General features: G+C 40.6%; 21 protein-coding genes. 12 read left to right on the plus strand and 9 right to left on the minus strand.

The annotated features are described in order from the left end of the window. Positions 1 to 119 precede the first annotated feature (119 nt). Both IEV91_RS01130 and lpdA read left to right on the plus strand, forming a co-directional pair. Complete coding sequence (locus IEV91_RS01130) at positions 120 to 1,394, plus strand: dihydrolipoamide acetyltransferase family protein (RefSeq protein ID WP_188495205.1); 1,275 nt, start codon at positions 120 to 122, stop codon at positions 1,392 to 1,394. Positions 1,395 to 1,397: 3 nt separating this feature from the next. After that, on the plus strand, positions 1,398 to 2,807 hold the full coding sequence (gene lpdA / locus IEV91_RS01135; RefSeq protein WP_188495207.1) for a dihydrolipoyl dehydrogenase: 1,410 nt from the start codon (positions 1,398 to 1,400) through the stop codon (positions 2,805 to 2,807). 92 nt (positions 2,808 to 2,899) lie between these two features. On the opposite strand, the gene IEV91_RS01140 is transcribed toward lpdA, so the two are convergent. The 4 genes from IEV91_RS01140 to IEV91_RS01155 form a co-directional block, all read right to left on the minus strand. Continuing rightward, a complete protein-coding gene (locus IEV91_RS01140; RefSeq protein WP_188495209.1) occupies positions 2,900 to 3,049 on the minus strand; it encodes a hypothetical protein in 150 nt (49 codons plus the stop codon). 320 nt (positions 3,050 to 3,369) lie between these two features. Further along, positions 3,370 to 5,853, minus strand: a complete 2,484-nt coding sequence (locus IEV91_RS01145) for a molybdopterin-dependent oxidoreductase (RefSeq protein ID WP_188495211.1) — start codon at positions 5,851 to 5,853, stop codon at positions 3,370 to 3,372. A gap of 12 nt (positions 5,854 to 5,865) precedes the next feature. Continuing rightward, on the minus strand, positions 5,866 to 6,306 hold the full coding sequence (locus tag IEV91_RS01150; RefSeq protein WP_188495213.1) for a hypothetical protein: 441 nt from the start codon (positions 6,304 to 6,306) through the stop codon (positions 5,866 to 5,868). A 262-nt stretch (positions 6,307 to 6,568) separates the two neighbouring features. Next, a complete protein-coding gene (locus IEV91_RS01155) occupies positions 6,569 to 8,062 on the minus strand; it encodes an aminotransferase class I/II-fold pyridoxal phosphate-dependent enzyme (protein ID WP_188495215.1) in 1,494 nt (497 codons plus the stop codon). 304 nt (positions 8,063 to 8,366) lie between these two features. On the opposite strand from IEV91_RS01155, the gene IEV91_RS01160 reads away from it, so the two are divergent. Next, on the plus strand, positions 8,367 to 9,362 hold the full coding sequence (locus tag IEV91_RS01160) for an NAD(P)H-dependent flavin oxidoreductase (protein ID WP_188495217.1): 996 nt from the start codon (positions 8,367 to 8,369) through the stop codon (positions 9,360 to 9,362). A gap of 171 nt (positions 9,363 to 9,533) precedes the next feature. On the opposite strand, the gene IEV91_RS01165 is transcribed toward IEV91_RS01160, so the two are convergent. Beyond that, a complete protein-coding gene (locus IEV91_RS01165) occupies positions 9,534 to 10,151 on the minus strand; it encodes a YktB family protein (RefSeq protein WP_188495219.1) in 618 nt (205 codons plus the stop codon). Between the two features lie 479 nt (positions 10,152 to 10,630). Between IEV91_RS01165 and IEV91_RS01170 the strand changes: the two genes are divergently transcribed. Then, a complete protein-coding gene (locus IEV91_RS01170; RefSeq protein WP_188495221.1) occupies positions 10,631 to 10,819 on the plus strand; it encodes a YkzI domain-containing protein in 189 nt (62 codons plus the stop codon). A 193-nt stretch (positions 10,820 to 11,012) separates the two neighbouring features. Further along, entirely contained in the window at positions 11,013 to 11,843 is an 831-nt protein-coding gene (locus IEV91_RS01175; protein WP_188495223.1) for an inositol monophosphatase family protein, read from the plus strand. Positions 11,844 to 11,874: 31 nt separating this feature from the next. On the opposite strand, the gene IEV91_RS01180 is transcribed toward IEV91_RS01175, so the two are convergent. After that, complete coding sequence (locus IEV91_RS01180) at positions 11,875 to 12,045, minus strand: DUF5325 family protein (RefSeq protein WP_188495225.1); 171 nt, start codon at positions 12,043 to 12,045, stop codon at positions 11,875 to 11,877. Positions 12,046 to 12,282: 237 nt separating this feature from the next. On the opposite strand from IEV91_RS01180, the gene typA reads away from it, so the two are divergent. Beyond that, positions 12,283 to 14,118: a translational GTPase TypA gene (gene typA, locus IEV91_RS01185; RefSeq protein WP_239540809.1), complete on the plus strand. Its 1,836-nt coding sequence runs from the start codon at positions 12,283 to 12,285 to the stop codon at positions 14,116 to 14,118. A gap of 15 nt (positions 14,119 to 14,133) precedes the next feature. Next, positions 14,134 to 14,466 (plus strand): YlaH-like family protein, encoded by a 333-nt coding sequence (locus tag IEV91_RS01190; protein WP_229745339.1) that lies wholly within the window; start codon positions 14,134 to 14,136, stop codon positions 14,464 to 14,466. Positions 14,467 to 15,335: 869 nt separating this feature from the next. Here the strand turns inward: IEV91_RS01190 and IEV91_RS01195 are convergent. Then, complete coding sequence (locus IEV91_RS01195) at positions 15,336 to 15,536, minus strand: YlaI family protein (protein ID WP_188495226.1); 201 nt, start codon at positions 15,534 to 15,536, stop codon at positions 15,336 to 15,338. 239 nt (positions 15,537 to 15,775) lie between these two features. Continuing rightward, the gene (locus IEV91_RS01200) at positions 15,776 to 16,375 is read right to left on the minus strand and encodes a YhcN/YlaJ family sporulation lipoprotein (protein ID WP_188495227.1); all 600 of its coding nucleotides are present in this window, start codon (positions 16,373 to 16,375) and stop codon (positions 15,776 to 15,778) included. A gap of 176 nt (positions 16,376 to 16,551) precedes the next feature. Here IEV91_RS01200 and IEV91_RS01205 point away from each other — a divergent pair, with 176 nt between their 5' ends. Next, the gene (locus IEV91_RS01205; protein ID WP_188495228.1) at positions 16,552 to 16,836 is read left to right on the plus strand and encodes a hypothetical protein; all 285 of its coding nucleotides are present in this window, start codon (positions 16,552 to 16,554) and stop codon (positions 16,834 to 16,836) included. 74 nt (positions 16,837 to 16,910) lie between these two features. Then, the gene (locus IEV91_RS01210) at positions 16,911 to 18,236 is read left to right on the plus strand and encodes a PhoH family protein (protein WP_239540811.1); all 1,326 of its coding nucleotides are present in this window, start codon (positions 16,911 to 16,913) and stop codon (positions 18,234 to 18,236) included. A 55-nt stretch (positions 18,237 to 18,291) separates the two neighbouring features. On the opposite strand, the gene IEV91_RS01215 is transcribed toward IEV91_RS01210, so the two are convergent. Continuing rightward, entirely contained in the window at positions 18,292 to 18,765 is a 474-nt protein-coding gene (locus IEV91_RS01215; RefSeq protein ID WP_188495229.1) for a peptidyl-prolyl cis-trans isomerase, read from the minus strand. A 242-nt stretch (positions 18,766 to 19,007) separates the two neighbouring features. Between IEV91_RS01215 and IEV91_RS01220 the strand changes: the two genes are divergently transcribed. From IEV91_RS01220 to pyc, 3 genes are all read left to right on the plus strand, one after another. After that, positions 19,008 to 19,319, plus strand: coding sequence for an Fpa/YlaN family protein (locus IEV91_RS01220; RefSeq protein WP_373284382.1), 312 nt, complete (start codon positions 19,008 to 19,010; stop codon positions 19,317 to 19,319). A 286-nt stretch (positions 19,320 to 19,605) separates the two neighbouring features. Continuing rightward, positions 19,606 to 20,775, plus strand: coding sequence for a putative lipid II flippase FtsW (ftsW, locus tag IEV91_RS01225; RefSeq protein ID WP_229745340.1), 1,170 nt, complete (start codon positions 19,606 to 19,608; stop codon positions 20,773 to 20,775). Further along, the gene (pyc, locus tag IEV91_RS01230) at positions 20,745 to 24,194 is read left to right on the plus strand and encodes a pyruvate carboxylase (protein WP_188495231.1); all 3,450 of its coding nucleotides are present in this window, start codon (positions 20,745 to 20,747) and stop codon (positions 24,192 to 24,194) included. The genes ftsW and pyc overlap by 31 nt, the downstream gene beginning before the upstream one ends. Positions 24,195 to 24,265: the final 71 nt, after the last annotated feature.

Genomic DNA, 24,265 nt, shown 5'->3' on the forward strand with positions numbered 1-24,265 from the left:
GGTGTTCAAATTAAGTCTAAAAAGAAGTTTCATGCTGTCTAATAAATATGATGGACTGAACTCTGGAGCTTTTTGAGCACTCTATGATGATATTTTTAAAAGGAGGCTGAAAAAAGACTATGGCCTATAAATTTAAATTGCCTGAACTTGGTGAAGGAATTCATGAAGGCGAAATCGTCAAATGGTTTGTTAAGCCTGGTGACGAAGTTAAAGAAGATGACATTCTTTTAGAAGTTCAGAACGTTAAATCCGTTGTTGAAGTTCCATGTCCTGTTGATGGAACGGTCTTAGAGATTTTAGCTGAAGAAGGTACGACTTCTGTAGTAGGTGATCCCCTCATCTCAATCGACGCAGAAGGATATGATGACGAAGAAGAAGAGGCTCCAGCTTCCGAAGCGCCATCAAAACAAGAAGAAAAACAGCCTGAAGCTGAACAAAAAACAACTGATGCAACTGAAAAGAGTGGCAAACGCGTCATTGCTATGCCTTCTGTTCGTAAATATGCACGTGAAAACAATGTTAATATTAGTGAAGTTGAAGGCAGTGGTAAAAACGGTAGAATCCTCAAAGCGGATATCGATACCTTCTTATCTGGTGGAGCAACATCTGCACCTCAAGAGACTGAAGCTGCTCAGGCACAAGCGGAAGAAACAACAAGCACGAGCACCCAAGTAGCACCACAAGCACCAACAGGTGGCGAAACTCGCGAAAAAATCCGTGGTATCCGTAAGGCGATTTCACAAGCCATGGTGCATTCCAAACATACTGCTCCTCATGTAACACTCATGGATGAAGTAGATGTGACGAAGATGGTGGCTCACCGTAAAGCCTTTAAACAAGAAGCTGCTGACCAAGGGTATAAGCTTACTTATCTTCCTTATGTTGTGAAAGCACTTGTTTCTACTTTACGCGAATATCCAACATTAAATGCTACTATTGACGATGAAAATCAAGAAATCGTGTATAAGCATTATTACAACATTGGCATTGCAACTGATACAGAAAATGGTCTGGTTGTTCCTGTCATTAAGGACGCTGATCGCAAGTCTATGTATCAAATGGCAAAAGAAATCGCTGACTATGCAACAAAAGCAAGAGAAGGCAAATTAGCACCCGCTGATATGTCTGGTGGTAGCTGTACCATTACGAACATCGGCTCCGCTGGTGGTCAATGGTTTACACCAGTAATTAATCACCCAGAGGTTGCGATCTTAGGTATCGGACGTATTGCCGAAAAAGCGATCGTTCGTGACGGCGAAGTTGTAGCGGCTCCAGTTCTTGCGCTTTCGTTGAGCTTTGATCACCGTCTTATTGATGGTGCAACAGCACAGAATGCATTAAATAAAATTAAGCGTTTGTTAAATGATCCACAACGTTTAATCATGGAGGGGTAAATAATGGTAGTTGGAGAATTTACAACCGAAGTAGACACAGTTGTCATTGGGGCAGGCCCTGGCGGTTATGTTGCCGCCATTCGCGCAGCACAACTTGGACAAAAAGTAACGATCGTTGAAAAGGAAAACCTTGGTGGCGTTTGTCTTAACGTAGGTTGTGTACCATCAAAAGCACTTATTTCTGCAAGCCATCGTTTTGAACATGCAAATGAATCAGAGGATATGGGGATTAAAGCAGAAAATGTGACGATCGATTTCGAAAAGGTTCAAGAATGGAAAGGCTCTGTTGTTAAGAAGCTAACGGGTGGTGTTGGCGCACTTCTTAAAGCAAATAAAGTAGAGATTGAAGAAGGCGAAGCTTTATTTGTGGCTGAAGACGAAATTCGTGTCAATCATGGGTATGGTTCTAAGCGTTTGAAGTTTAAGAACTGTATCATTGCAACAGGCTCCAGCCCAATTGAAATTCCTTCCTTCAAATGGTCTGACCGCGTGCTTTCTTCTACTGGTGCATTAGCACTTAAAGAAGTGCCTAAAAAAATGATCGTCATCGGTGGCGGTTATATTGGAATTGAATTAGGAAACGCGTTTGCTGGTTTTGGTACTGAAATCACGATTCTTGAAGGTTCGAATACCATTCTTCCTGGTTTTGAAAAGAAAATGAGTCAGCTTGTTAAAAAGCGTCTTAAAAATAAAAAGGTTGACATTCACACTGAAGCCCTCGCTAAAGGTGTTGAAGAATCAGCCGACGGTGTGAAAGTCACAGCTGAAATCAAAGGCAAAGAAGAAGTCTTCGAAGCTGATTATGTCCTTGTGACTGTTGGTCGACGAGCTAACACTGCAGAGCTTGGTCTTGACCTTGCAGGGGTTGAAACAACAGAACGTGGTTTAATTAAAGTCGACAAAAAAGGTCAAACCAATGTCAAAGGCATCTATGCTATTGGTGACATCGTTGATGGGCCTGCTTTAGCTCATAAAGCTTCTTATGAAGGTAAAGTAGCTGCTGAAGTCATTAGCGGTCAAGCATCTGAGGTTGATTATCAATGCATTCCTGCTGTTGTCTTCTCAGATCCTGAACTTGCTTCTGTTGGTTTAACTGAAGAGCAGGCAAAAGAAGAAGGCTATGATGTCGTGGCTTCACAATTCCCATTTGCGGCTAACGGTCGTGCACTTTCCTTAAACGAAACAGACGGCTTCATGAAGCTTGTGACTCGTAAGGAAGACGGTTTAATTTTAGGTGCGCAAATTGCCGGTTCAGGTGCCTCTGACATGATCGCAGAAATGGGCTTAGCCATTGAAGCGGGGATGACAGCTGAAGACGTGGCTTTGACTATTCACGCTCACCCAACTTTAGGTGAAATTGCTATGGAAACAGCCGAAGTTGCTTTAGGCTTGCCAATCCACATTGCAAAATAATGAAGTGTTCTACGAAACCTCTGGGCTAGTGCTCAGAGGTTTTTTTAAAATATAAGAATGTATAAAATTCTGGTCATCAGGACGGTGTGGATTTACGCTTCAGAACGCTCGCTTTCCTCATGCCCACACGATGTGGGTAGGGTCGGCGTTGTCACAGGACGTGACGTTTTTAGCCGATCGTCCTTAGTGGCCTCAGCTAACTTGGGATGATAATCGAGTTTCCCAAGTGGATCTTCGGACACGTGCTGTTCCCGAAGGAGTCTCGCGTCTTCCGCTCCAATCCACTTGATACTGACGAAGCATTTTGGTAAAAAAGCTTTTTAATGCCCAACTGAATGAGGACCAGGCATGCATTTCGCCCGGTTTTTCTAATGGTTGCCAAGAACAAGGGCGTAATCCCCTGTTTTTTATAAGGAGAAGTAAAATGAAAAGGTCGATGAGTTAAAAGTACAAATAGTGTTGGGAAATACAATCCTTGTGATGGTTTGTCGGCCAAAAAACAAAATAAAAGTCGATCCGTACGAAATCGACTTAAAGTTATCTTCTTTAATTCTTAAATGGATTAATCTTGCAAATCGATTTTTGTTACAGGAAATTTAGCTTGTTTGAAATGTGGATAACGTTCAACTTTACGATATGGCATATAAGGTGGAATTGTAACGTTCACTTTTGATAATGGAATTTCAATCTCTTGACCGATATCGGAGCGAAAAGGTGGTGTCATTTTATTGGCACGGGCAATTTCGTTAACTGTTAAATTGTAGTTTTTTGCAACGCTTATGAGGTTCTCTTCTGAGGTTATTTTTATTTTTTTTCGTCTTTTTTCTATACGACACGCACTTTGCTTAAAAGTGGGTTGTTTAGATAAGGGATCAGTAAAGTCAACTGTAATTTCGTTGGCTGCTTGGTGAGCCTCCCAGCTTCCATAATGAAAGGGGACAAAGACCAGCCCCGGCTGTACTGTATCTACAATTCGAGTAGGAACTTCTATCCATCCGCGTGCGGAAATTAAACGGACGACTTCCCCGGGTAGTAAATCTAAGCGGTCGGCATCGATTGGATTAATTTCCACATAGCCTTCAGGGGCAACCATTTGGAGTGCCGGCGATCTTCCCGTTTTAGTTCTTGTGTGCCAGTGCCAAACCAGTCTTCCTGTTGTCAGCCATAAAGGATATTCTTCAGAAGGTCTTTCAATAGGGGGGAGGTAAATTGTTGGATAGAGAATCGCCTTACCATTTGCATTAAGTGCTTCATATTCTTCTTTTACTCTTTCCCGACCATTGAAGAGATCTTTACCATAACTCTGAGCAGCGTCTACTGTGGTATGGAAATTTAAATCTGTATATAGTCTAGGTGTACCTAAGGGATGTTCCTCATTCACAGGCCATTGAAGGCCATTATATTTTTCGAGCTTTTCATAAGTAATGCCACTCATATCAGAAGGACGGCCCTTTGAGACCCGTTTCCATTCTTCGAAGCACTCTTTTGGAGTCGTATAAGAAATTAAAGGGTTATTGTCCCTATCCCTAAAATCCATTCTTCTTGCAAACTCCAATAAAATGTCAAAGTCGGGAAGGACGTTAGCCGGCGGATCAATAGCTTTTTTTAGAAGATTTATAGTACGATCGGCATTTTCCATTGTTCCATCTTTTTCTCCCCACATTGCAGGGGGGAGAACGAGGTCAGCAACTTCGGTGGTCTCAGTCAAAAAAGGGTCTTGGACTACGACAAAGGTTTTTTCAAAAGCCTTTTTTGCGCGTTTTCTATTGGGAAGTGAGACCATTGGATTGGTTTGGATGTTCCAAAAGAGACCTATATTCTCTTCTTCCATCAAATGTAAAATTTCTTCAATTCCTTTCTCCGGACCTACTTCTAAGTGTGAAATAGGTACATTCCACAGCTGGGCAATCTCTTTTACATGTTGTGGATTATTTGGATTACGATTCCCGGGATAAGAGCCTACACCACCTACTGTTCGATTTGCAGAAGAACTTGGCTGACCTGCCATATGCAAAGGCCCACAGCCAGGTCTTCCGATAAGGCCACGAATTAAATGAAGGTTGTTTACGTCAACTGTTGTTGTAGTAGCGTCTGCTGATTGGTAAGTTCCTTGAAGGGTAGTCGTGACTAATGAAGGGGTTTTTCCTAATTGTTCGGCTGCTAATTCTAATTGCTTTACTGGTATCCCTGTTTCTTTAGCTGTCTTTTCTGGTGTCCACTCTTGAACAGCCTCAACAAGTTGATTAAAATGGATGGTATGTTGTTTGATAAAGGACTTATTTATGTCGTTGTTCTTAATGATCAGGTGAATAAGGCCATTGAGAAGGGCGACATTAGTCCCAGGAAGCAGCTGCAAATGGCAATTGGCTTCCTTAGCGGTTAATGTTTTTCTAGGATCCACTACAATCATAAATGGTTTCCCAGTTCGTTTTTTTCGTTCCATAATACGTTCAAATAAGACCGTACCTGTTTCTGCAGGATTATGACCGATTAAAAACAATGTCTCGGTAACATCAATATCCTGGTAACAAGCTGGGACGCCATCTGATCCAAATGACTCGAGTAATCCCCATTCTGTTGTGGCCGTACATAAACGGGTATTCGCATCCAGTAAATGTGAACGTAAACCAGCTCGACCGATTTTGGCTATAGTGTAATAGGTTTCTAATGTCGCCTGGCCTGTTGAATATATAGCAACACCATTGGGGCCATAATTTTTTAATGCCCTTTTTGCCTGGTTAACAAGAATGGTGAAGGCATCGTCCCAGGTGGTTTCGACGAGTTCACCATTTGTATCCCTTTTTAAAGGTAATAATAGACGGTCAGGACTATTATTGGCATACCACTGGTTTTCTCCTTTTGGGTCTAATCTTCCTCTATTGATGGGATGCTCGGAATTCCCTTTTATACCGACAATTTTGTTATCTTTCACTGCGATATAGCAGCCGCACCCAATTGAACAAATGTTACATGTACTATAAATCCATTGATTAATTTCTCCTTGGCTATAGATATTGAGATCTATTCTTGAATCAATCCAACTCAAAATTTCAACCCCCTAATAAGATAGCCTTTGGTTAGTAGTTCTTAATAAAGCAGGGATGATATAGCGAGATTGTTCCTGATCAAAAATTTGTTGAACATATGGAACTGTTTCTTTTAGTTCATGTTGAATCTCTCGAAACATTGATTTTCTAAAGTCTCTTTCTATTACTGTTGGGCATGAGGACGGAGACCAAATTGAACTACGTAACCAAGCTCTGAACAAAGGTTCTGCTGCTTCGTCATCCCGATATAATATAGAAAGTAAGACCTTTAGTTTCTTTTTAGCGTCAAGAGAATCTAAATTCATTTTCATAAGTCGATTTAAGATTTTTTGTTCCTCACGAAGTAATGAGAAATACATAATTTCCAATGAATTCTTATTTGTATAGCCTTGTACTAGGATTAATTGGATGAGTTGCTCGATTTTTTTTAAGTGAAGGATAAGGTGATTCATTTTCTTCCTCCCAGTTAAGGTGACCTATGACTAATATATGACTTCTATAATTACCTATACCATAAGGGCTTAATCCACATTTTCAAGGTGTCTGAGAAACCATTCATGAAATGAAATAATACAACTAAATAAATTTTTAAATGGTACTTCACCCATGGATATTAAGAAAGTCATTGAAATTGTTGTTAATTTAACTTAACTGAGTAATATCAAAAAGCTGACTCAAAAAGTATATTTAACTTCTCAAGTCAGTTTTCTATTACTATCTAATCGGTTTGGGTTCTTGAACAACTTTTAACGTCTGGAGTGTAGGATCATCTGGTCCTTGAACCGGAAGTCCGGCTTGCATATTCTCCGTGATGTAATCTAGATTATCTTGAGTCACAACTTCACCGGGAGTAAAAATAGGAATGCCAGGGGGGTAGACCATGACAAATTCGGCAATAATCCGTCCAACTGATTCCGAAAAAGGAATGGACTCTGTATCCGCATAAAAAGCATCACGAGGTGATAATGCGAGACGAGGCATATCGGGAACATGGACGGGAAGAGGTTTAAACACCTGTCCCTTTTGCTTTGTTTGCTGACTGACCATGGCTTGCAACCCTTCAATTAAACGGCTGATACTCGCTTGATCGTCACCCGGTGTGATAATACAGAGAATATTATAAAGGTCTGAGAGCTCGACCTCTATTTGATAATGCTCTCTAAGCCAAACTTCAGCCTCATAACCGGTCATGCCTAGGCTTTTAACGGAAATAATTAATTTTGTAGGATCGTAGGCATAAGTGGCTTTAGAAGTCAGAATGTCCTTACCTGCTACATATAACCCTGGAATCGCGTTAATGCGGTTACGAGCCTCATGAGCGAGTGCAATGGTTTCGGTAAGTCTTTCCCTTCCGTGGATCGCTAAGTAGCGCCTAGCGGTATCTAGCGAGGCTAGAAGGATATAAGATGTTGATGTTGTAGTTATCATGCTTAAAATAGATTGAACATGGTCTACTGAAACTAATCCTTCACGAACATTTAAAACCGAACTTTGTGTAAGAGACCCACCTAGTTTATGAACACTGGTCGCTGCAATATCAGCACCGGCTTGCATGGCAGACATAGGGAGCTCAGGGTGAAAATGAATGTGAACGCCATGGGCTTCGTCAACAAGAACAGGAATCGCATGCTTGTGGGCGATGTTGACAATTTCTTCTAGATTTGCACTTACACCAAAGTATGTAGGATTGATCACTAAAAGCCCCTTGGCATCGGGATGTTGATTAATGGCCCTTTTGACAGCATCAGGTGAAATGCCATGAGAGATGCCGAGATCACGATCAACTTCAGGATAAATAAAGACGGGTGTTGCTCCGGAAAAAATAATAGCGGATAAGACAGATTTGTGAACATTTCTAGGGACAATCAGTTTATCTCCAGGAGCACAAACCGATAAAATCATAGCCATTATTGCCCCACTTGTGCCTTGGACGGAAAAAAAGGTGGCATCAGCACCAAAAGCCTCTGCTGCCAGTTTTTGCGCTTCTTCTATCATTCCATGAGGATTATGAAGGTCATCCAATGGCGCAATATTAATGAGATCTATAGACAAGGCATTTTCACCTATAAAAGCTCTAAACTCTGGATCCATTCCTCGACCTTTTTTATGACCTGGAATATGGAAGGGAACGGGATTTGATTGAACATATTGAAGAAGTCCTGTAAATAGTGGTGTATCTGATTGTAGTGGTGTATCTGATTGCTTCATTTCTTGCACCTCTTTAAAATAAAAAGTATAAACCATTCCATTTGTATGGGAAAGTATCCTAAGCCATACACTTGATGCTGTTCTTTAAAAGATCTACTGATGACTTTTATGAAGGGTAGGATCTAATAAAAGTGGTTGTATATTTAGTGTGCGATGACGAGGCCGAAAAAATCATTAGAATTATGTCACAAGGGTGATCCCTTTTTAAATTCGGGTTCGCTTTTCACACAAACTAGACTTATCTTATTTAAGTTGAACGGTTTTATCAAGTTTTATTTAAAAAATTTTTTTAGGAGGTTTGATTATGGGGAATGTCTTTAGATTGGAGACGCGGTTAACTGAACTTTTAGACATTAATATACCGATTATACAAGGTGGACTTGCTTACTTAGCTAATGCCGATCTTGCTGCGGCTGTCTCTAATGCAGGGGCTTTAGGACAACTGACGGCGATGACTTGTGAAAGTCCTGAGGTGCTCTTACATGAGATTCAAAACTTAAAAACCTTGACTCGGGCAACGTTTGGCGTGAATTTTGCCATTGGACAACACGGGAGACCTTATGAGGATTACCTTGAGGTAGCAATAAAAGAAAAGGTGCCAGTCATTACCGTTACTGGTGGAAATCCGACCCCCGTAATTAAAGCGCTTAAGGAATCCCACTCGGAGGCAAAGATCTTGATTCTCGTTTCTTCGGTACGGCAAGCACTTAAAGCTGAAGCTTTAGGAGCAGACGCAGTCATGGCTGTAGGTTTTGAAGGAGGCGGGCATCTTGGTCGAGAGGAAACAACAAGTTTAGTGCTAATCCCTGCGATTGTAGATGCCGTTAACATTCCAGTAGTGGCTTCTGGTGGTTTTAGTGACGGTCGCTCCCTCATGGCGGCCCTGGCCCTCGGGGCAGAAGGTATTGAAATGGGGACGCGATTTATTGCAACCAAAGAATGCACACTGGCTCATGAGGTTTATAAGCAAAAACTGTTGGAAGCCCATGCTACGGATACAACAATCATAAAGAGAACCCTTGGTGCACCAGCACGAGCATTAAAGAATCAGTGGATCGATGAAATTCTGGAAATGGAGAGCCAAGGTGGAACCTATGAAGAGTTAAAACATCACATAAGTGGGAAAGCCAATCGCCGGATGATTTATGAGGGAGATGACGCCAGTGGATTCGGATGGGCAGGCCAAGTTGTTGAACACCTGCATGATATACCAACTGTTGCAGCATTGATGGAGAGAATACAGCGCGAAGCAACATGTATCTCAAAAAAGTGGGGCACTTTTTCAAAACATAAACTTTAAAAAGAGAGGTTGGATCACATTTAGAAACAAAATCAAGAGGTGAACCACAGTTGTTAGGAAGGCTGCTCCGGGATAAGGAACCTCTCCTTATCCCAGTGAGCGCTGCGCCCTGGGGGAAGTGACCATATGTCACTCCTTCATTCGCTTAAAACTTAAAATTCTCCCTTTTATTTATTTAACAGGCCATTTTGTGACAGCTTCATAAAGAGGTGAAAGCTTCGAGAAGATGGCTTCAATATCTTCGCTCAGACGATCGCCACGTTCAATGGCTTGTTCTTTAGAAAAGGTTTGGCCACAAAGCAATTCAGCCTTTTTTATGGTTCCTAAGCGTTCGAGCATTTGGGGATCAAAAGTTTCAACTATCGCTGGTTGGGTATGATCCATAGACCAAACAAATTTGGCCGGTAAGTTACCGAGAAGCTGTGTCTGCTGTGCTTTAAGTCTTTCGGCAATTTCCTTTTTATGGACAGCTTCATTAATAATGGCAAACCATACAAATACATGCGTTCCCCACAAACCAATTTGAAAGTGGGGGTGTTTTTTATAGCCACGTTTATCGGCGGCAAAAGCAACCCAAGTATCCTTTGGTGGATGAACCGTCCGTCTCGCATGCTTGGCAACATGCGGGAAAATCTCATCCCCTGTTAAACTTGTCAGTAACGGAGAAAATTGTGCGCCGAGGGACTCGAGCTTGGGTCTTACTGTTGCGATGAGGGCTTCCATACGTGGTTCTAGCCCTTCTATAGAAAAAACATCAAAATCTTCTTTGGTAAATCCAGTAAATGTCATTTTTGTGTCCTCCTCAAAGTAAAACTACTCCTATATAGTGCTTATCCTACATTATAACATTTAGACTCTTTGCCACCACTTTTCAACACTTTCTAAAATCATTTAAAAAAAGTACAAACGTTGAGTTGGAAACAGACAGGTTGTAAAAAAATGATTATGACCTATCACCCCTAATGTCCTGTAAAAGGGTGTTGGAAATTTTGAATTTTATTAAGAATTATTGGGTTTACATTGTAGGCGAATGAGGAAAATAACAAGCAAGAATTCAGGAACTGTAGCATATTATTGATAAAAATCATATGATGAAGCAATACTCAAAAAGTCAGAATATTAGATCCTAATAATAACGAGTACCTGTTAAATGATGAGTATTTTAAGTGAATGAACGGATAAGAAAATGTGAACTATCCAAATTTTTAACTAAGTGAAACCCTGTTGGTTAGCCATCGACCATTCCCCAGAAAGGAAGTGTAGGTTCCATGAAACAAGTGATTCAAACTTTAAAGAGAACAGATGCCGAGAAGCGTATCCCGGTTTTACGCTTAGAGATTGATTATGAACTGGCAACACTACACGACGCAATGGTCAATCAAGATGAAAATGAAGAAAAGAGATGTAAAGAACGTTTAACCAAGCTTAGACAAGAGCTCATAAGATTAGAAGCATAATCATGATTTTGGTATAATGGTTCGATGAGAGACTCTCTAGTGATAGGGGGTCTCTTATTATTCAGGTTTGACGAAAGCGTTTGACGTTATTCGATATTGATGATCTTAAATCATCAAGGTCTAAAAATGTAAAGATCACGCTCTTATGTGTCATAATAAAGGAAATCAGTTTCTAGAAAAGGAGTATGTGCGTATGGCAGAGGCATTAGATTGGGGTCAGGTTCGAGACCAAGTCATAGAGTGGGTTCAAGAAGCTGGAGACATCTTAAAGAAAGCGGTAAACGGTCATTTAAATGTGGAGTCTAAATCATCACCAGATGATCTCGTCACAAATATGGATAAGCAAACGGAGCAGTATTTTATTGATAAAGTCCGTAGCCATTTTCCAGGTCATCGCATTGTCTCAGAAGAAGGCTTTGGAGACGAGGTGCAAACGACTGAGGGCATTCTGTGGTTCATTGATCCGATTGATGGCACGATGAACTTTGTTCACCAGAAAAGGCATTTTGCAATTTCTATTGGCATTTATGAAGAGGGTGTAGGGAAGGTTGCAGTGATCTATGATGTCATTGCTGGAGATATTTATCACTGTGTTAAAGGACAAGGGGCATTTATAAATAAAGAAAAAATGCGCCCCCTAGAAGACGGGGAACTTAAAACCTCTGTAGTGGCCATTAATGGGACTTGGTTGAGTAAAAACAGGCGGATCAATCCAGAGATTGTTCGCTCTATTGCTGAGCACACCCGTGGCACTCGGTCATATGGTTCTGCGGCTATTGAACTTGCTTACATTGCAAATGGCATATTAGACGGTTATTTATCGATGCGTTTAGCCCCATGGGATATCGGTGCCGGCTTGATTTTGATTGATGAAGTGGGGGGACGTGTTTCTCAGGTCGATGGCAGCCCACTGGAGTTACTTAAACAGAATTCCATTTTAATTGGTAAGAAAGGTGTTCACCAGGAAATGCTGCAATATATACAGTCGGGGATAGCAGAAGGAAAGTATGTTGAAAAAAAATAGAACGACGTCATCGCAACGTCGTCCTAAGAGATTAATTTTGTTGTCTTAATTTGCTTTTAAGTGTAAAGCCAACGCCCATAAAGACAAACACGCCAACAATCGAAAGGATAGTAAAAAGTGGGCTAGCGACAGCAATGCCATATCCAATCGCCACAAGGCTGGCTACTGTGAGTACTGCAAGTAGAAAAAATAAAATATTCATCGTATACCGCCTCCAAATGCTATTTTAGCGCACTTTGGATAAAAAGGGAAAGACCTTTAGTAAAAATCACGTGGAAGTAGCAGTGTTAAGCGATTTGCATGATTTTATGAAGGATTGCTAAAATAAGTTTAGGGAATTTGGGCACCATGTGTTATAATAAAGAAGTTTGATTTTTGTACGTAATAATTTACAGGATTATGCGATAACATTCGTATCAATTTATGAGGAGTTACGATTATGAATAAAAGAGAAGAACTAAGAAATATTGCCATTATCGCTCACGTCGACCATGGTAAAACAACGCTCGTCGATCAAATGCTTCGTCAATCGGGGACATTTAGAGAGAATGAGCATGTCAGTGAACGCGCAATGGATAGAAATGATCTAGAACGTGAACGTGGGATCACGATTCTAGCCAAAAATACAAGCCTTGCTTATAACGGCAATCGCATTAATGTGGTGGACACACCTGGACACGCCGACTTCGGTGGTGAGGTTGAACGCATTATGAAGATGGTTGATGGTGTCCTTCTTCTTGTTGATGCTTATGAAGGGGTCATGCCACAAACACGTTTTGTATTGAAAAAAGCGCTTGAAGCCAAGCTTAAGCCCATTGTTGTCGTCAATAAAATCGACAAGCCAATGGCTCGCCCTGAAGCTGTTATAGATGAAGTGCTTGAACTCTTTATAGATTTAGGAGCAGACGATGATCAATTAGAGTTTCCAGTTGTTTATGCTTCAGCAGTCAATGGGGTTGCAGGCACGGATCCCGAAGATGTTACGAAAGATATGTCTGTAATATTTGATATTATTTTAGAACATGTTCCTGCCCCTGTTGATAATTCTGATGAGCCTTTACAGTTCCAAGTCACAATGCTTGATTATAATGACTATGTTGGACGTATTGGAATTGGACGTATCTTCCGTGGTTCAATCAAAGTGGGTCAACAGGCAGTCCTTGTTAAAACAGATGGCAGTCAAAAGGCGTTTAGAATTACGAAAATCTTTGGGTTCTTTGGGTTGAAAAGAGAAGAAATCGATGAAGCCAAAGCGGGGGATTTGATTGCAATTTCTGGTGTTGAGGATATCAATATTGGTGAAACCATTAACACCGCAGGCCATGTGGATCCTCTTCCTTTGTTAACCATTGATGAGCCAACTTTACAGATGACATTCTTAGCCAATACCAGTCCTTTTGCGGGCCGTGAAGGCCAACATGTCACTAGTCGGAAGTTAGAAGAAAGATTGTTGGCTGAACTTGAAAGAGATGTTAGCCTTCGCGTTGAAATGACAGACTCTCCGGATAAATGGGTGGTTTCTGGACGTGGTGAGCTTCACCTTTCGATTTTAATTGAAAATATGCGTCGTGAAGGTTATGAACTTGCTGTTTCAAAACCAAGTGTAATTGTAAAAGAAATTGATGGTGTTCTTTCAGAACCATATGAGCGTGTGCATATCGATGTTCCTGGAGATTATTCGGGATCAGTCATCGAGTCCATGGGGATCAGAAAAGCTGAACTGCAAAATATGGAACAGCAATCTGATGGGCATTTCAAGCTTGAATTTATTGCTCCTTCACGTGGTCTTATCGGCTATCGTCGTGACTTTTTAACGGAAACACGTGGGTATGGAATCATGAACCATACTTTCGATCATTACCGTCCTGTAATTAAAGAAGCAATTGGTGGAAGAAGACAAGGTGTACTTGTGGCTATGGAAACCGGTCAAGCGTCTGCTTATGGTATGATGCAATTAGAAGATCGTGGTACAATGTTTATAGAGCCGGGTACTCAAGTGTATGAAGGTATGATTGTTGGTGAGCATACAAGAGAAAATGATCTTACAGTTAACGTCACGAAAACGAAGCATCAAACTAACGTGCGTTCGGCCACGAAAGATCAAACGGTAACATTAAAGTCACCAAGAATTTTATCATTAGAGGATGCACTCTCTTATTTAGATGACGATGAGTATTGCGAAATCACCCCAGAAAACATCAGACTTAGGAAGAAGTATCTAAATAAGAATGAACGGGAAAAAGCTGAAAAGCGCAAAAAAGTCGGCTCGAAATAATAGGGGGGTGGCCCTGTGGGTTCCGCTGAAGGATCAGTGAAGCTTTCTGGTTATGCACAATTCCTTTTTGATCATTCATGGACAAGTCATTATGCGATGTTCTATCTTTACCTTACCATTGTATTTTTGTCCATTATTGTTTACAAACTAGGTTTTGCAAAAAAGTTACCGATGATCAAATCGATCATTATCTATTTCATGCTTCTTATAGGTTGCTTAATTTTAGCCGTTCTTTCTTTGCAATTGCCCATTGTTGGAGCATTATTTATTGCCGCGATTGTATTGGTTATTTATAAGTTAAGGTTAAAAAGCACGAAGAAAAAAGAACAAAGTAGCAAAGGCGCATAACTGACCCTTTCTCTCGGAGTGTTAACCTGAAATTGGTCAAAGGGCTTGTTTTTCTCATTAAAAACTGTGGAAACTCTTATAAGTGGAGGATCCACAGTTTTTTACATAGGAATGGAATGTATTCTGGTCATTAGGACGATGTGAAGTTCCGCCTCAGAACGCTCGCTTTCCTCATTTCCACAGGACTAAGGAAAGCTGCAAGAGAATAATCCTCGAAAAAAATCGTGTTTTTATGATTTTTTGATGTGGTAGTCGGGGTCCCCGAAAAGTGTTCTTTACTTTTTGGGGTGGTAGTCGGGGTCCCCGAAAAGTGTTCTTTACTTTTTGGGGTGACTGAGGTGCTAGCTTCGGCGATGTCACACGGACGTGACGATTTTAACCGATCGTCCTTAGTAGCCTCAGCTATTTTGGGAGGGTTGAATGGTGTTCCAAAATATTTGACTAAAAATCCTTATTCTTGCGTTTACTAGCTTGGGTTCGTAGTAAGCTTCTTCGGAACAACTCGAAGTGCATTTGTGAAGTCCGCTGGTTGCAATTTCTGAAGGACTCCAGTTTAGGCGCCTGTGAGTCAGTGCGCTGAGGAATACACTTTGTTGAAGAGTTCCAAATCTCGCGTCTTCCGCTCCAATTCATATGGTGCCGACGGTGCCTTTTGGTATTAACCGCTTTGGCTAAGTACAGCTTGATTTCATGCTTTTGCACTTACCACTAAGGTGTTGCCAGGCTTAATAGCGAAAGCCAAAGTTGCCCTTATAAGGTCTTCCACTTAGTTATAAATTCTCTGACGTTATAAAATAATAAAAAAGCTGTCAATGTGTGTTTGACAGCTTTTTCCCTCTATAAACATAGGCATTGGTAAGTAAGAATCCTTACCAGTTTTCTTCGACTTCTTTTTTTTGATAAAGCTTAAATTTTCCTGTCTCCCAACGTTCTATAGTGCGTACTTTTATTCGTTCATTGCATGTTTTACATAAATAGGTATGGATTGGGCGATTGCGAATTCTTTTGGCAATAGCAGATTGATCATTAATTTCTTCTTCTTTTTCACAAATAGCACAGGTCACCTGCATAGTCTCACCACCCTTAACTAAAGACTAGCAGAAAAGCCTGTGCTAGAGCAAGTGCTTTTATTTCCTTATAAAGAAAGGAAGGACGTTCAGGAAGGTTTATCCCGGTTCAACTGTCCGTGAGACCCCCACTTCAAAAATAGGCGATGATACAAAGCTATTTAAGTGAGAGTAACTGCTAACTCCTAATGGGTTCCACTAACAATCAGTGGGGAAGGGCAAAAATCCCGATCGATTCAAATTTATTGGACCTGATTCTTTGGCTTTTCATTTATCTTAGGGTTAACATTCTTTTGGTTATTTTTATTAGATTGATCAATTTTGTTTTGATCATTTGTTTCGTTTTTATCGGGTATGACTTTATTCGGCACTTCAGGGACGAGACGCTCAACTATTAAAGCTAATTCTCCTGCAATCCCTGATAGCGGTTTTCCTTTCCGTATTTCAGCACCCATGTTTTTTAAACGCTGAATTATATCCGGATCACTTGTCACAATTGCGTTGGCTCCATAAGGATCTTTGGTGAGAGCTTCTGTTACTGAGTTTTTGATATTACCAGCCTTAGTTCGGTCTAAATCTTTATCAATATCTATACCAACAACTGCATAGTCACCAGCAACAATGGCTGTTGCATCATGAACATCGGGGATCCGTGTAGCAATATTGACCAATCTCCTTGCCACCTGTTTTCCGTTCAAATTCTTTTGTTTATTGTCAACCGTTTGTTTGACTTCACTTATGTGGATATTTTGATTTTCATCGGCCCCTTGATTTTTTTGTCCAGCCGTACATCCGCTTAATACGAATAGACATGTCACAATGGCTAATCCCTTTTTAAACATGGTTATACTCCTCCTTTTTCTTTTGGATTAAGGATGATGGATCTTTTAGTAAGTTTCTTTTCGCTGGTTGAAAGTGAGAAAAAAGTGTCCAGCATGCAACTAAGCTTCTGTCATTGCCTTTACCAAGGCTCGCCAATCAGCAAGTTTTCTTTTCGCTGGTTGAAAGAGAGAAAAAAGTGTCCAGCATAAGTGCAACTAAGCTTCTGTCATCGCCTTTACCAAGGCTCGCCAATCAGCAAGTTTTCTTTTCGTTGATTGAAAGAGAGAAATCAGTGTCCAGCATAAGTGCAACTAGGCTTCTGTCATCGCCTTTACCAAGGCTCGCCAATCAGCAAGTTTTCTTTTCGCTGATTGAAAGAGAGAAAAAAGTGTCCAGCATAAGTGCAACTAGGCTTCTGTCATCGCCTTTACCAAGGCTCGCCAATCAGCAAGTTTTCTTTATTTTCTTCATGGCCGTCTAACTTTATACACCTTCACATATATTGGTGTTAGAAATACAAAATAGAGATAAGCTTAAAGCACAGGAGGCGTCATCTTGACCAAGATATATGTCCTTGATACCAACGTGCTCTTGCAAGATCCATACGCATTATTTGCTTTTGAGGATAACGATATTGTCATTCCAGCAGTTGTCCTTGAGGAAATTGATTCGAAAAAGAGAAATATGGATGAAATTGGCAAACATGCACGTCACGTTTCGCGGTTAATTGATGATTTAAGAGAGAAAGGCAGACTTCATGAAAAAATTCCTTTGGAAACGGGAGGTCACCTGTGGGTAGAGCTTAATCACCGTTCTTTTCAATATCTTAAGGAGACGTTTATTGAAAGGACAAATGATAATCGTATTTTAGCTGTAGCTCTAAATCTCCATAGAGAAGAACAGGAAAAAGCGGATCCTAAACCGGTCATCATTGTCAGTAAGGATGTTCTGGTGAGAGTAAAGGCAGATGCGTTAGGCCTTCCCGCAGAGGACTTTTTGAGTGATCGTGTGATCAATAACGATGACATATATACCGGTTATAAGGAAATTGAAGTTGATGAAGAGCTGATGAATCAATTTTACCAAGACAAAGCACTGCCTGTTCTTGCCTTGAAATGTGGACCGCTCTACCCTCGAGAGTTTGTCATATTGAAAACTTTTACGAATCAATCGTCTGCGTTAGGTATCACAGATGAGCATGCAAAAATGATCACCCCCTGTAGATTTGGAAATGACTCAGTCTGGGGAATTAAAGCCAAAAATGCCCAACAAGTAATGGCATTAGAGCTGTTGCAAAGAAATGAAATTGAACTTGTGACATTAGTAGGAAAAGCTGGAACAGGTAAAACGTTGCTGACATTAGCAGCAGGGCTGTTACAAACAGAGGATTTACAAGAGTATCAAAAAATGCTTATTGTTCGTCCTATTGTTCCAGTCGGAAAGGATTTAGGGTATTTACCAGGCGAAAAGGAAGAAAAATTAAAACCTTGGTTACAGCCTATTTACGATAATCTTGAGTATCTATTTAATACAAAAAGAAAAGGAGAAATAGAAAATATCCTTTCAGGGATGAGTTCTATCCAGGTTGAAGCTTTAACCTTTATTCGTGGGAGAAGTCTCCCAGAGCAGTTTATTATTATTGATGAGGCACAAAACTTGACCAAGCATGAAGTAAAAACAATTCTTACTCGAGTGGGAGAGGGAACAAAAATCATCTTAGTAGGAGATCCTCAGCAAGTCGACCACCCTTACCTAGATGAGTATAATAATGGGCTAACATACGTTGTTGAGAAAATGAAAGATTTGGAGATTAGTGGACATGTCAAGTTGATGAAAGGAGAGCGATCAACGCTCGCACAGTTGGCGGCAGATATCTTGTGAAATTGAACAAGAAAAAACCTTATCAAATGTTTGATAAGGTTGGGGTTATCCAAGATCATTCCACAATAATGGAGGTAATGCCTTTAATGGCTTTATCTTTCATACTAGGATCCTGGAAATAAAAATGGAGAGGGCCATCCTCCTCAATGATTCTGCCGTTAATACTGAATGCAAAAACACCTGATTTTGCATCTTCGAGTGAAACAATCGCTTTTTCGCCATTTTGTAGTGAAAAAGTCACTTGCGTTGCCTCGTTCTTTGGTTCTGAATTTTCGATAAAAATTTTGACGGGGATTGCGAAGGAACGAGTGAGCCATTCTTGTTTTTTATACTTTCTTTGACCTTTAGCTAGTCTCGGAATCGCTGCTCCCGCGCGTTCATCTTTTTGCGCTTCAAGAAATTCATCGAGGTCAAAATCATTGCTAAAGAAATCATCAATATCAATTTTTCTGTCATCAAAAATCCAACTACTTGGGTCCAATGTTAATGGAAAAGAAACTAATCCTGTAATGGTAACTATTTCTGGCATTTTTAAACCTTCTCTCATGTTAAGACCTTTCATACCGTAATCTGACGGCAAAAGGGAAAGATTATTTTGGACGTACTGATTCTAGTATAAAAGGTATAAAGTATTTTGTCACACATTCTAATTCTGGAGCGCTAAAAAATGATTTTTGAGGAGAAAAATAGCTTTAAATCTAAAAAATTGTATAAACCTATACCACTCTCCTCTTGCTTTTTATAGCTTTTAAAGCTAATATGTGAGTTAGGATGGTGAATCAAACGGAGGGGATCCTATTGTCGACCGAAATCGAAGCGGGTCACCGTGAGAAAGCCTACCAAGTGCTCAAAAGCGACGCTCACAAGATCCTAAAACTTATAGAAGTGCAAATGGATAATTTAACCATGCCACAATGTCCTCTATATGAGGAAGTTCTAGATACACAAATGTTCGGCCTTTCTAGAGAAATTGATTTCGCTATTCGTCTAGGGTTGGTCGAAGAGAAGGACGCCAAGGAATTGCTTGAGTCATTGGAGAGGCAGTTATCAACACTTCACGATGCTGTTACGCGCGAAAAATAAAGTTGAATTTTTCTATTTAATCTTCTATTGAATGAAATGAAAGTTTGATGGACAGGGCGCTGTTCATTTTCTTTCAGTCTTTTTAGATATCATGAGATTGAAGGATGATGGTCTGTTCATACAATGATCTCTTTAGAATGACTAAACTCAAACGATCATAAGGATCGCTTGAGTTTTTTCTTTAATTTGTTTGAATTCTTTTATATAATAAGAACTAGCAGGAAAAGTTCACCTTGAAAGCGAACATAGAGTAGACAAGCAACATTGGAATAGGATGGACGAAGCGATGATTCAAAAATTATTTAAGCATTACGATTACAGTTTAATAGTTGTGGCTCTTTTACTTACAGGCTTTGGCGTTGTGATGGTTTATAGTGCAAGTGTAGCGGTATCTTTAAATGCTAATCACCCAGCAAACTATTTTTTTATCAAACAACTTTTCTGGGTATTCATTGCAATCATAGCTTTACTTTGCGGCATGATCCTCCCTTATAAGATGTATAAAGCACTTGTAAAACCTATTATCTTTATTACGCTCTTTCTTTTAGTATTGGTATTATTAGTTGGAACGGTCGCCAACCATGCGCAATCTTGGTTTGATATTGGTCCTTTCTCGGTTCAACCTGCTGAAATCGCTAAGCTATCCGTTATTATTTATTTAGCTTCAGTATTCTCTAATAAGCAAAATCAAATATCAGATTTTAAATCAAGTGTTTTGCCACCGCTCATTATGATTTCCTTAGTGTTTCTATTAATTGCGATTCAGCCTGATTTGGGAAGTGCAATGATCATTGCTGGTATTTCTGGAACGATGATTCTTTGTTCAGGGATTCGTGTGAAACACATTCTCATGCTGTTGGGATTAGCATGTGTGGCGCTTTCGATTATTTTCTTTACTTCCTTATCAGATGTTCAATCCGGACGTTTTGCGGGTGCATACCATCCTTTTGATCCAAAAATCAGCCAAAGTACAGGCTTGCAGCTTATTAATTCTTACATAGCCATCGCTTCTGGTGGATTTACAGGAAAAGGGCTTGGAGAAAGTATTGAAAAGACAGGCTATTTACCTGAACCACAAACCGATTTTATAATGTCGATTACAGCCGAGGAACTCGGACTTATCGGTGTACTCTTTGTTATTATTTGTTTAGCTTATTTGGTGACTAAAAGCATATACATTGGCATCCGTTGTCAAGATGTTTTCGGAAGCTTGCTCGCGATTGGAATTGGTAGTTTTATGGCTATCCAAACCTTTATTAATTTGGGCGTTGTCACAGGGTTACTACCAATAACAGGGGTTACGCTGCCTTTTATTAGTTATGGTGGTTCGTCACTCGTTATGATGATGTTTTCAGTAGGCATTGTTGTTAACCTATCAGGATTTGTCAAAATAAAAGAACAAGTGAATGAAGAGGAGACTGCTAAATGGAGAACAAAAACATCAATAAAATATTAGTCGCTAACCGCGGTGAAATTGCCATTCGTATTTTTCGAGCGTGTACAGAATTAAATATACGCACTGTTGCGATTTATTCAACAGAGGATTCGGGTTCTTATCATCGGTATAAAGCGGATGAGGCCTATCTCGTAGGTAAAGGGAAGAAACCAATAGATGCCTATCTTGATATTGAAGGGATCCTTGAAATCGCCAAAGCCAATGATGTGGATGCGATCCATCCTGGCTACGGTTTTTTGTCTGAAAATGCAGAATTTGCGCGCCGGTGCCAAGAGGAAGGTATTGTCTTTATTGGTCCTAAAGTGGAACACTTAGAGGTTTTTGGTGATAAAGCAAAGGCAAGAGAAGCAGCAATTAACGCTAATATCCCTGTTGTTCCAGGGACTGATGGTCCAGTTCAAACATTAGAAGAGGCCCAACAATTTGCTGATGAGCATGGATTCCCTGTCATGATCAAAGCCGTCCTCGGTGGTGGTGGACGTGGTATGCGTATTGTTAGAAGTAAACAAGGGCTCAAGGATGCTTATGAACGAGCTAAATCCGAAGCAAAAGCCACCTTTGGTCAAGACGATATTTATGTTGAAAAATACTTGGAAAAACCAAGACATATTGAAGTCCAAATCCTTGCAGATTCCGAAGGGAATACCGTACACCTTTTGGAAAGGGATTGTTCAGTCCAACGTCGTCACCAAAAAGTGGTTGAGATTGCGCCGAGTCGTTTTTTAAGTGACAGTGTTAGATCGGCCATCCATGAAGCGGCTGTAAAACTGATGGACAGTGTGGACTATCTTAATGCTGGAACCGTGGAGTTCTTAGTGACTCCAGATGAGCAATTTTATTTTATAGAGGTTAACCCTCGGGTTCAGGTGGAACATACGATAACTGAGTTGATAACGGGTGTGGATATTGTTCAATCCCAAATCCTAATTGCTCAAGGACATAATCTATTTGACGCTCCTGTTTCGATCCCCAAGCAAGAGGACGTTAGGGCCAACGGTTTTGCCATACAGTGTCGGGTCACAACAGAGGATCCTGCGAACCAATTTATGCCTGACACAGGAAAGATTATGGCCTATCGGACAGGTGGCGGTTTCGGTGTGCGACTTGATGCTGGGAACGGCTATCAAGGGGCTGTTATTACACCGCATTACGACTCTCTTCTCGTCAAGGTTTCAACCTATGCTTTGACTTTTGAGGCGGCTGCCTCAAAGATGCTTCGTAACTTAAGAGAGTTCCGAATTAGAGGCATTAAAACGAACATTGCTTTTTTAGAAAATGTAGTCACTCATCCAGCGTTTTTAAATGGTTCGGTTGATACAACTTTTATCGACGCCACACCAGAGCTTTTTGTTTTCCCAGAAAGCTTAAACCGTGGAACGAAAATGTTGACCTATATAGGAGAAATTACTGTCAATGGTTTTCCGGGGATTAAAAAGTCTAAAAAGCCGGCCTTTGATTCACCACAGCTTCCTAAGATTAAGCTCTCTGAACCAGCGCCTAGAGGGACGAAACAAATTCTAGAGGAAGAGGGCGCCGATGGCCTCATTGAATGGATTAAAAAGCAAAATGACGTTCTTATTACAGATACCACCTTCCGTGATGCTCATCAAAGTTTATTGGCTACTCGGGTAAGAACGGCCGATATTTTAAAGGTTGCGGACCCTGTTGCCCGGTTACTTTCTAATGCTTTTTCATTAGAAATGTGGGGAGGAGCGACCTTTGATACCGCCTATCGTTTCCTTAAGGAAGATCCATGGGAACGCTTAACACTCCTTAGAGAGAAGATTCCTAATGTCCTATTTCAAATGCTTTTACGAGGAGCAAATGCTGTAGGCTATACGAATTACCCTGATAATTTGATCAAGGCCTTTGTAAAGGAATCTGCAGCCTCAGGGATTGATGTGTTCCGAATTTTCGATAGTCTCAATTGGCTAAAAGGAATGACGCTTGCTATAGACGCGGTGCGAGAGACAGGGAAAATTGCTGAGGCAGCAATCTGCTACACTGGCGATATCCTTAGCACAACTCGGACGAAATATGATCTAGGCTATTATAAAAAAATGGCGAAGGAATTAGAACATGCTGGCGCACATATTATCGCCATTAAGGATATGGCAGGGTTACTCAAGCCGGAAGCCGCCTATGCTTTAGTGAGTGAATTGAAAGAGACGGTTGATTTGCCGATTCATCTTCATATGCATGATACCAGTGGTAATGGGATAGCCAGTTATATTAAAGCAGTAGAAGCAGGTGTTGATATTGTGGATACTGCCGTAGCTTCAATGTCCGGCATGACCTCACAACCCAGTGCCAATAGCCTTTACTACGCACTTGAGGGGAATAAGCGTCCTTTGAAGAGCAATATCGACGGCTTAGATGCAGTGAGTCGTTATTGGGAAAGTGTACGGAAATACTATGCTTCTTTTGAAAGTGGCTTAAATGCTCCTAATGCAGAAGTCTATAAATATGAAATGCCAGGGGGACAATACTCTAATCTTCAGCAGCAAGCCTCTGCCGTTGGGCTAGGCGAACGCTGGGAAGACGTTAAAGCGATGTACGCAACAGTGAATCAGATGTTTGGCGATATCGTTAAAGTCACCCCTTCTTCTAAGGTTGTTGGTGATATGGCTCTCTTTATGGTGCAAAATGATTTAACAGAGGACGATATTTATGAAAGAGGGGAAGATATTGATTTTCCTGACTCGGTCATTACGTTCTTTGAAGGGAAATTAGGTCAACCTTATCTAGGCTTTCCTAAGGAGTTACAAAGAATTGTTCTAAAAGGCCGTGAACCTATTACCAATCGACCTGGTGAGCGTTTAGAACCCGTAGATTTTAATGAGCTTAAAGAGAGTTTAACCGAAAGGTACGGGAGCACACCATCAAATAAAGAAATGATCTCTTATGCCCTGTACCCAAAGGTCTATAATGAATATAGACAAATTGTTGAACAATATGGGCAGGTCAGTGTCCTTGATACACCAACTTTCTTTTATGGCTTGAGGCTTGGAGAAGAAGTTTCTGTCGAAATAGAACAAGGGAAGACATTGATTGTTAAACTTGTATCGATTGGACAGCCGCAAAAAGATGGAACGCGGATCGTTTACTTTGAATTAAATGGTCAACCGCGTGAAGTTGTGATTAAGGACAATACGATCGAGGCATCTGTAGATGTAAAAAGAAAAGCCGATAAGAGTAATCCTGGTGAAATTGGTGCTTCAATGCCAGGGACAGTCATAAAGGTATTAGTGGACAAGGGCGAAAAGGTGAAAAAGGGCGATCACATCATTATTACGGAAGCGATGAAGATGGAAACGACACTTCAAGCGCCGTTTGATGGAGTTGTTGAAAATGTCTTTGTTAAAGAAAATGAAGCCATTCAAACCGGAGATCTTCTCATAGAACTTCGTGGGAATTAAGCATACTAAAAGACTGCAATCCTAAAAAAGGGTTGCAGTTTTTATATATCTTTTTTTATTTAAGAGATAAC

Origin of the sequence: Pullulanibacillus pueri (assembly GCF_014639255.1) — a bacterium.
Classification (GTDB): Bacteria; Bacillota; Bacilli; order Bacillales; family Sporolactobacillaceae; genus Pullulanibacillus; species Pullulanibacillus pueri.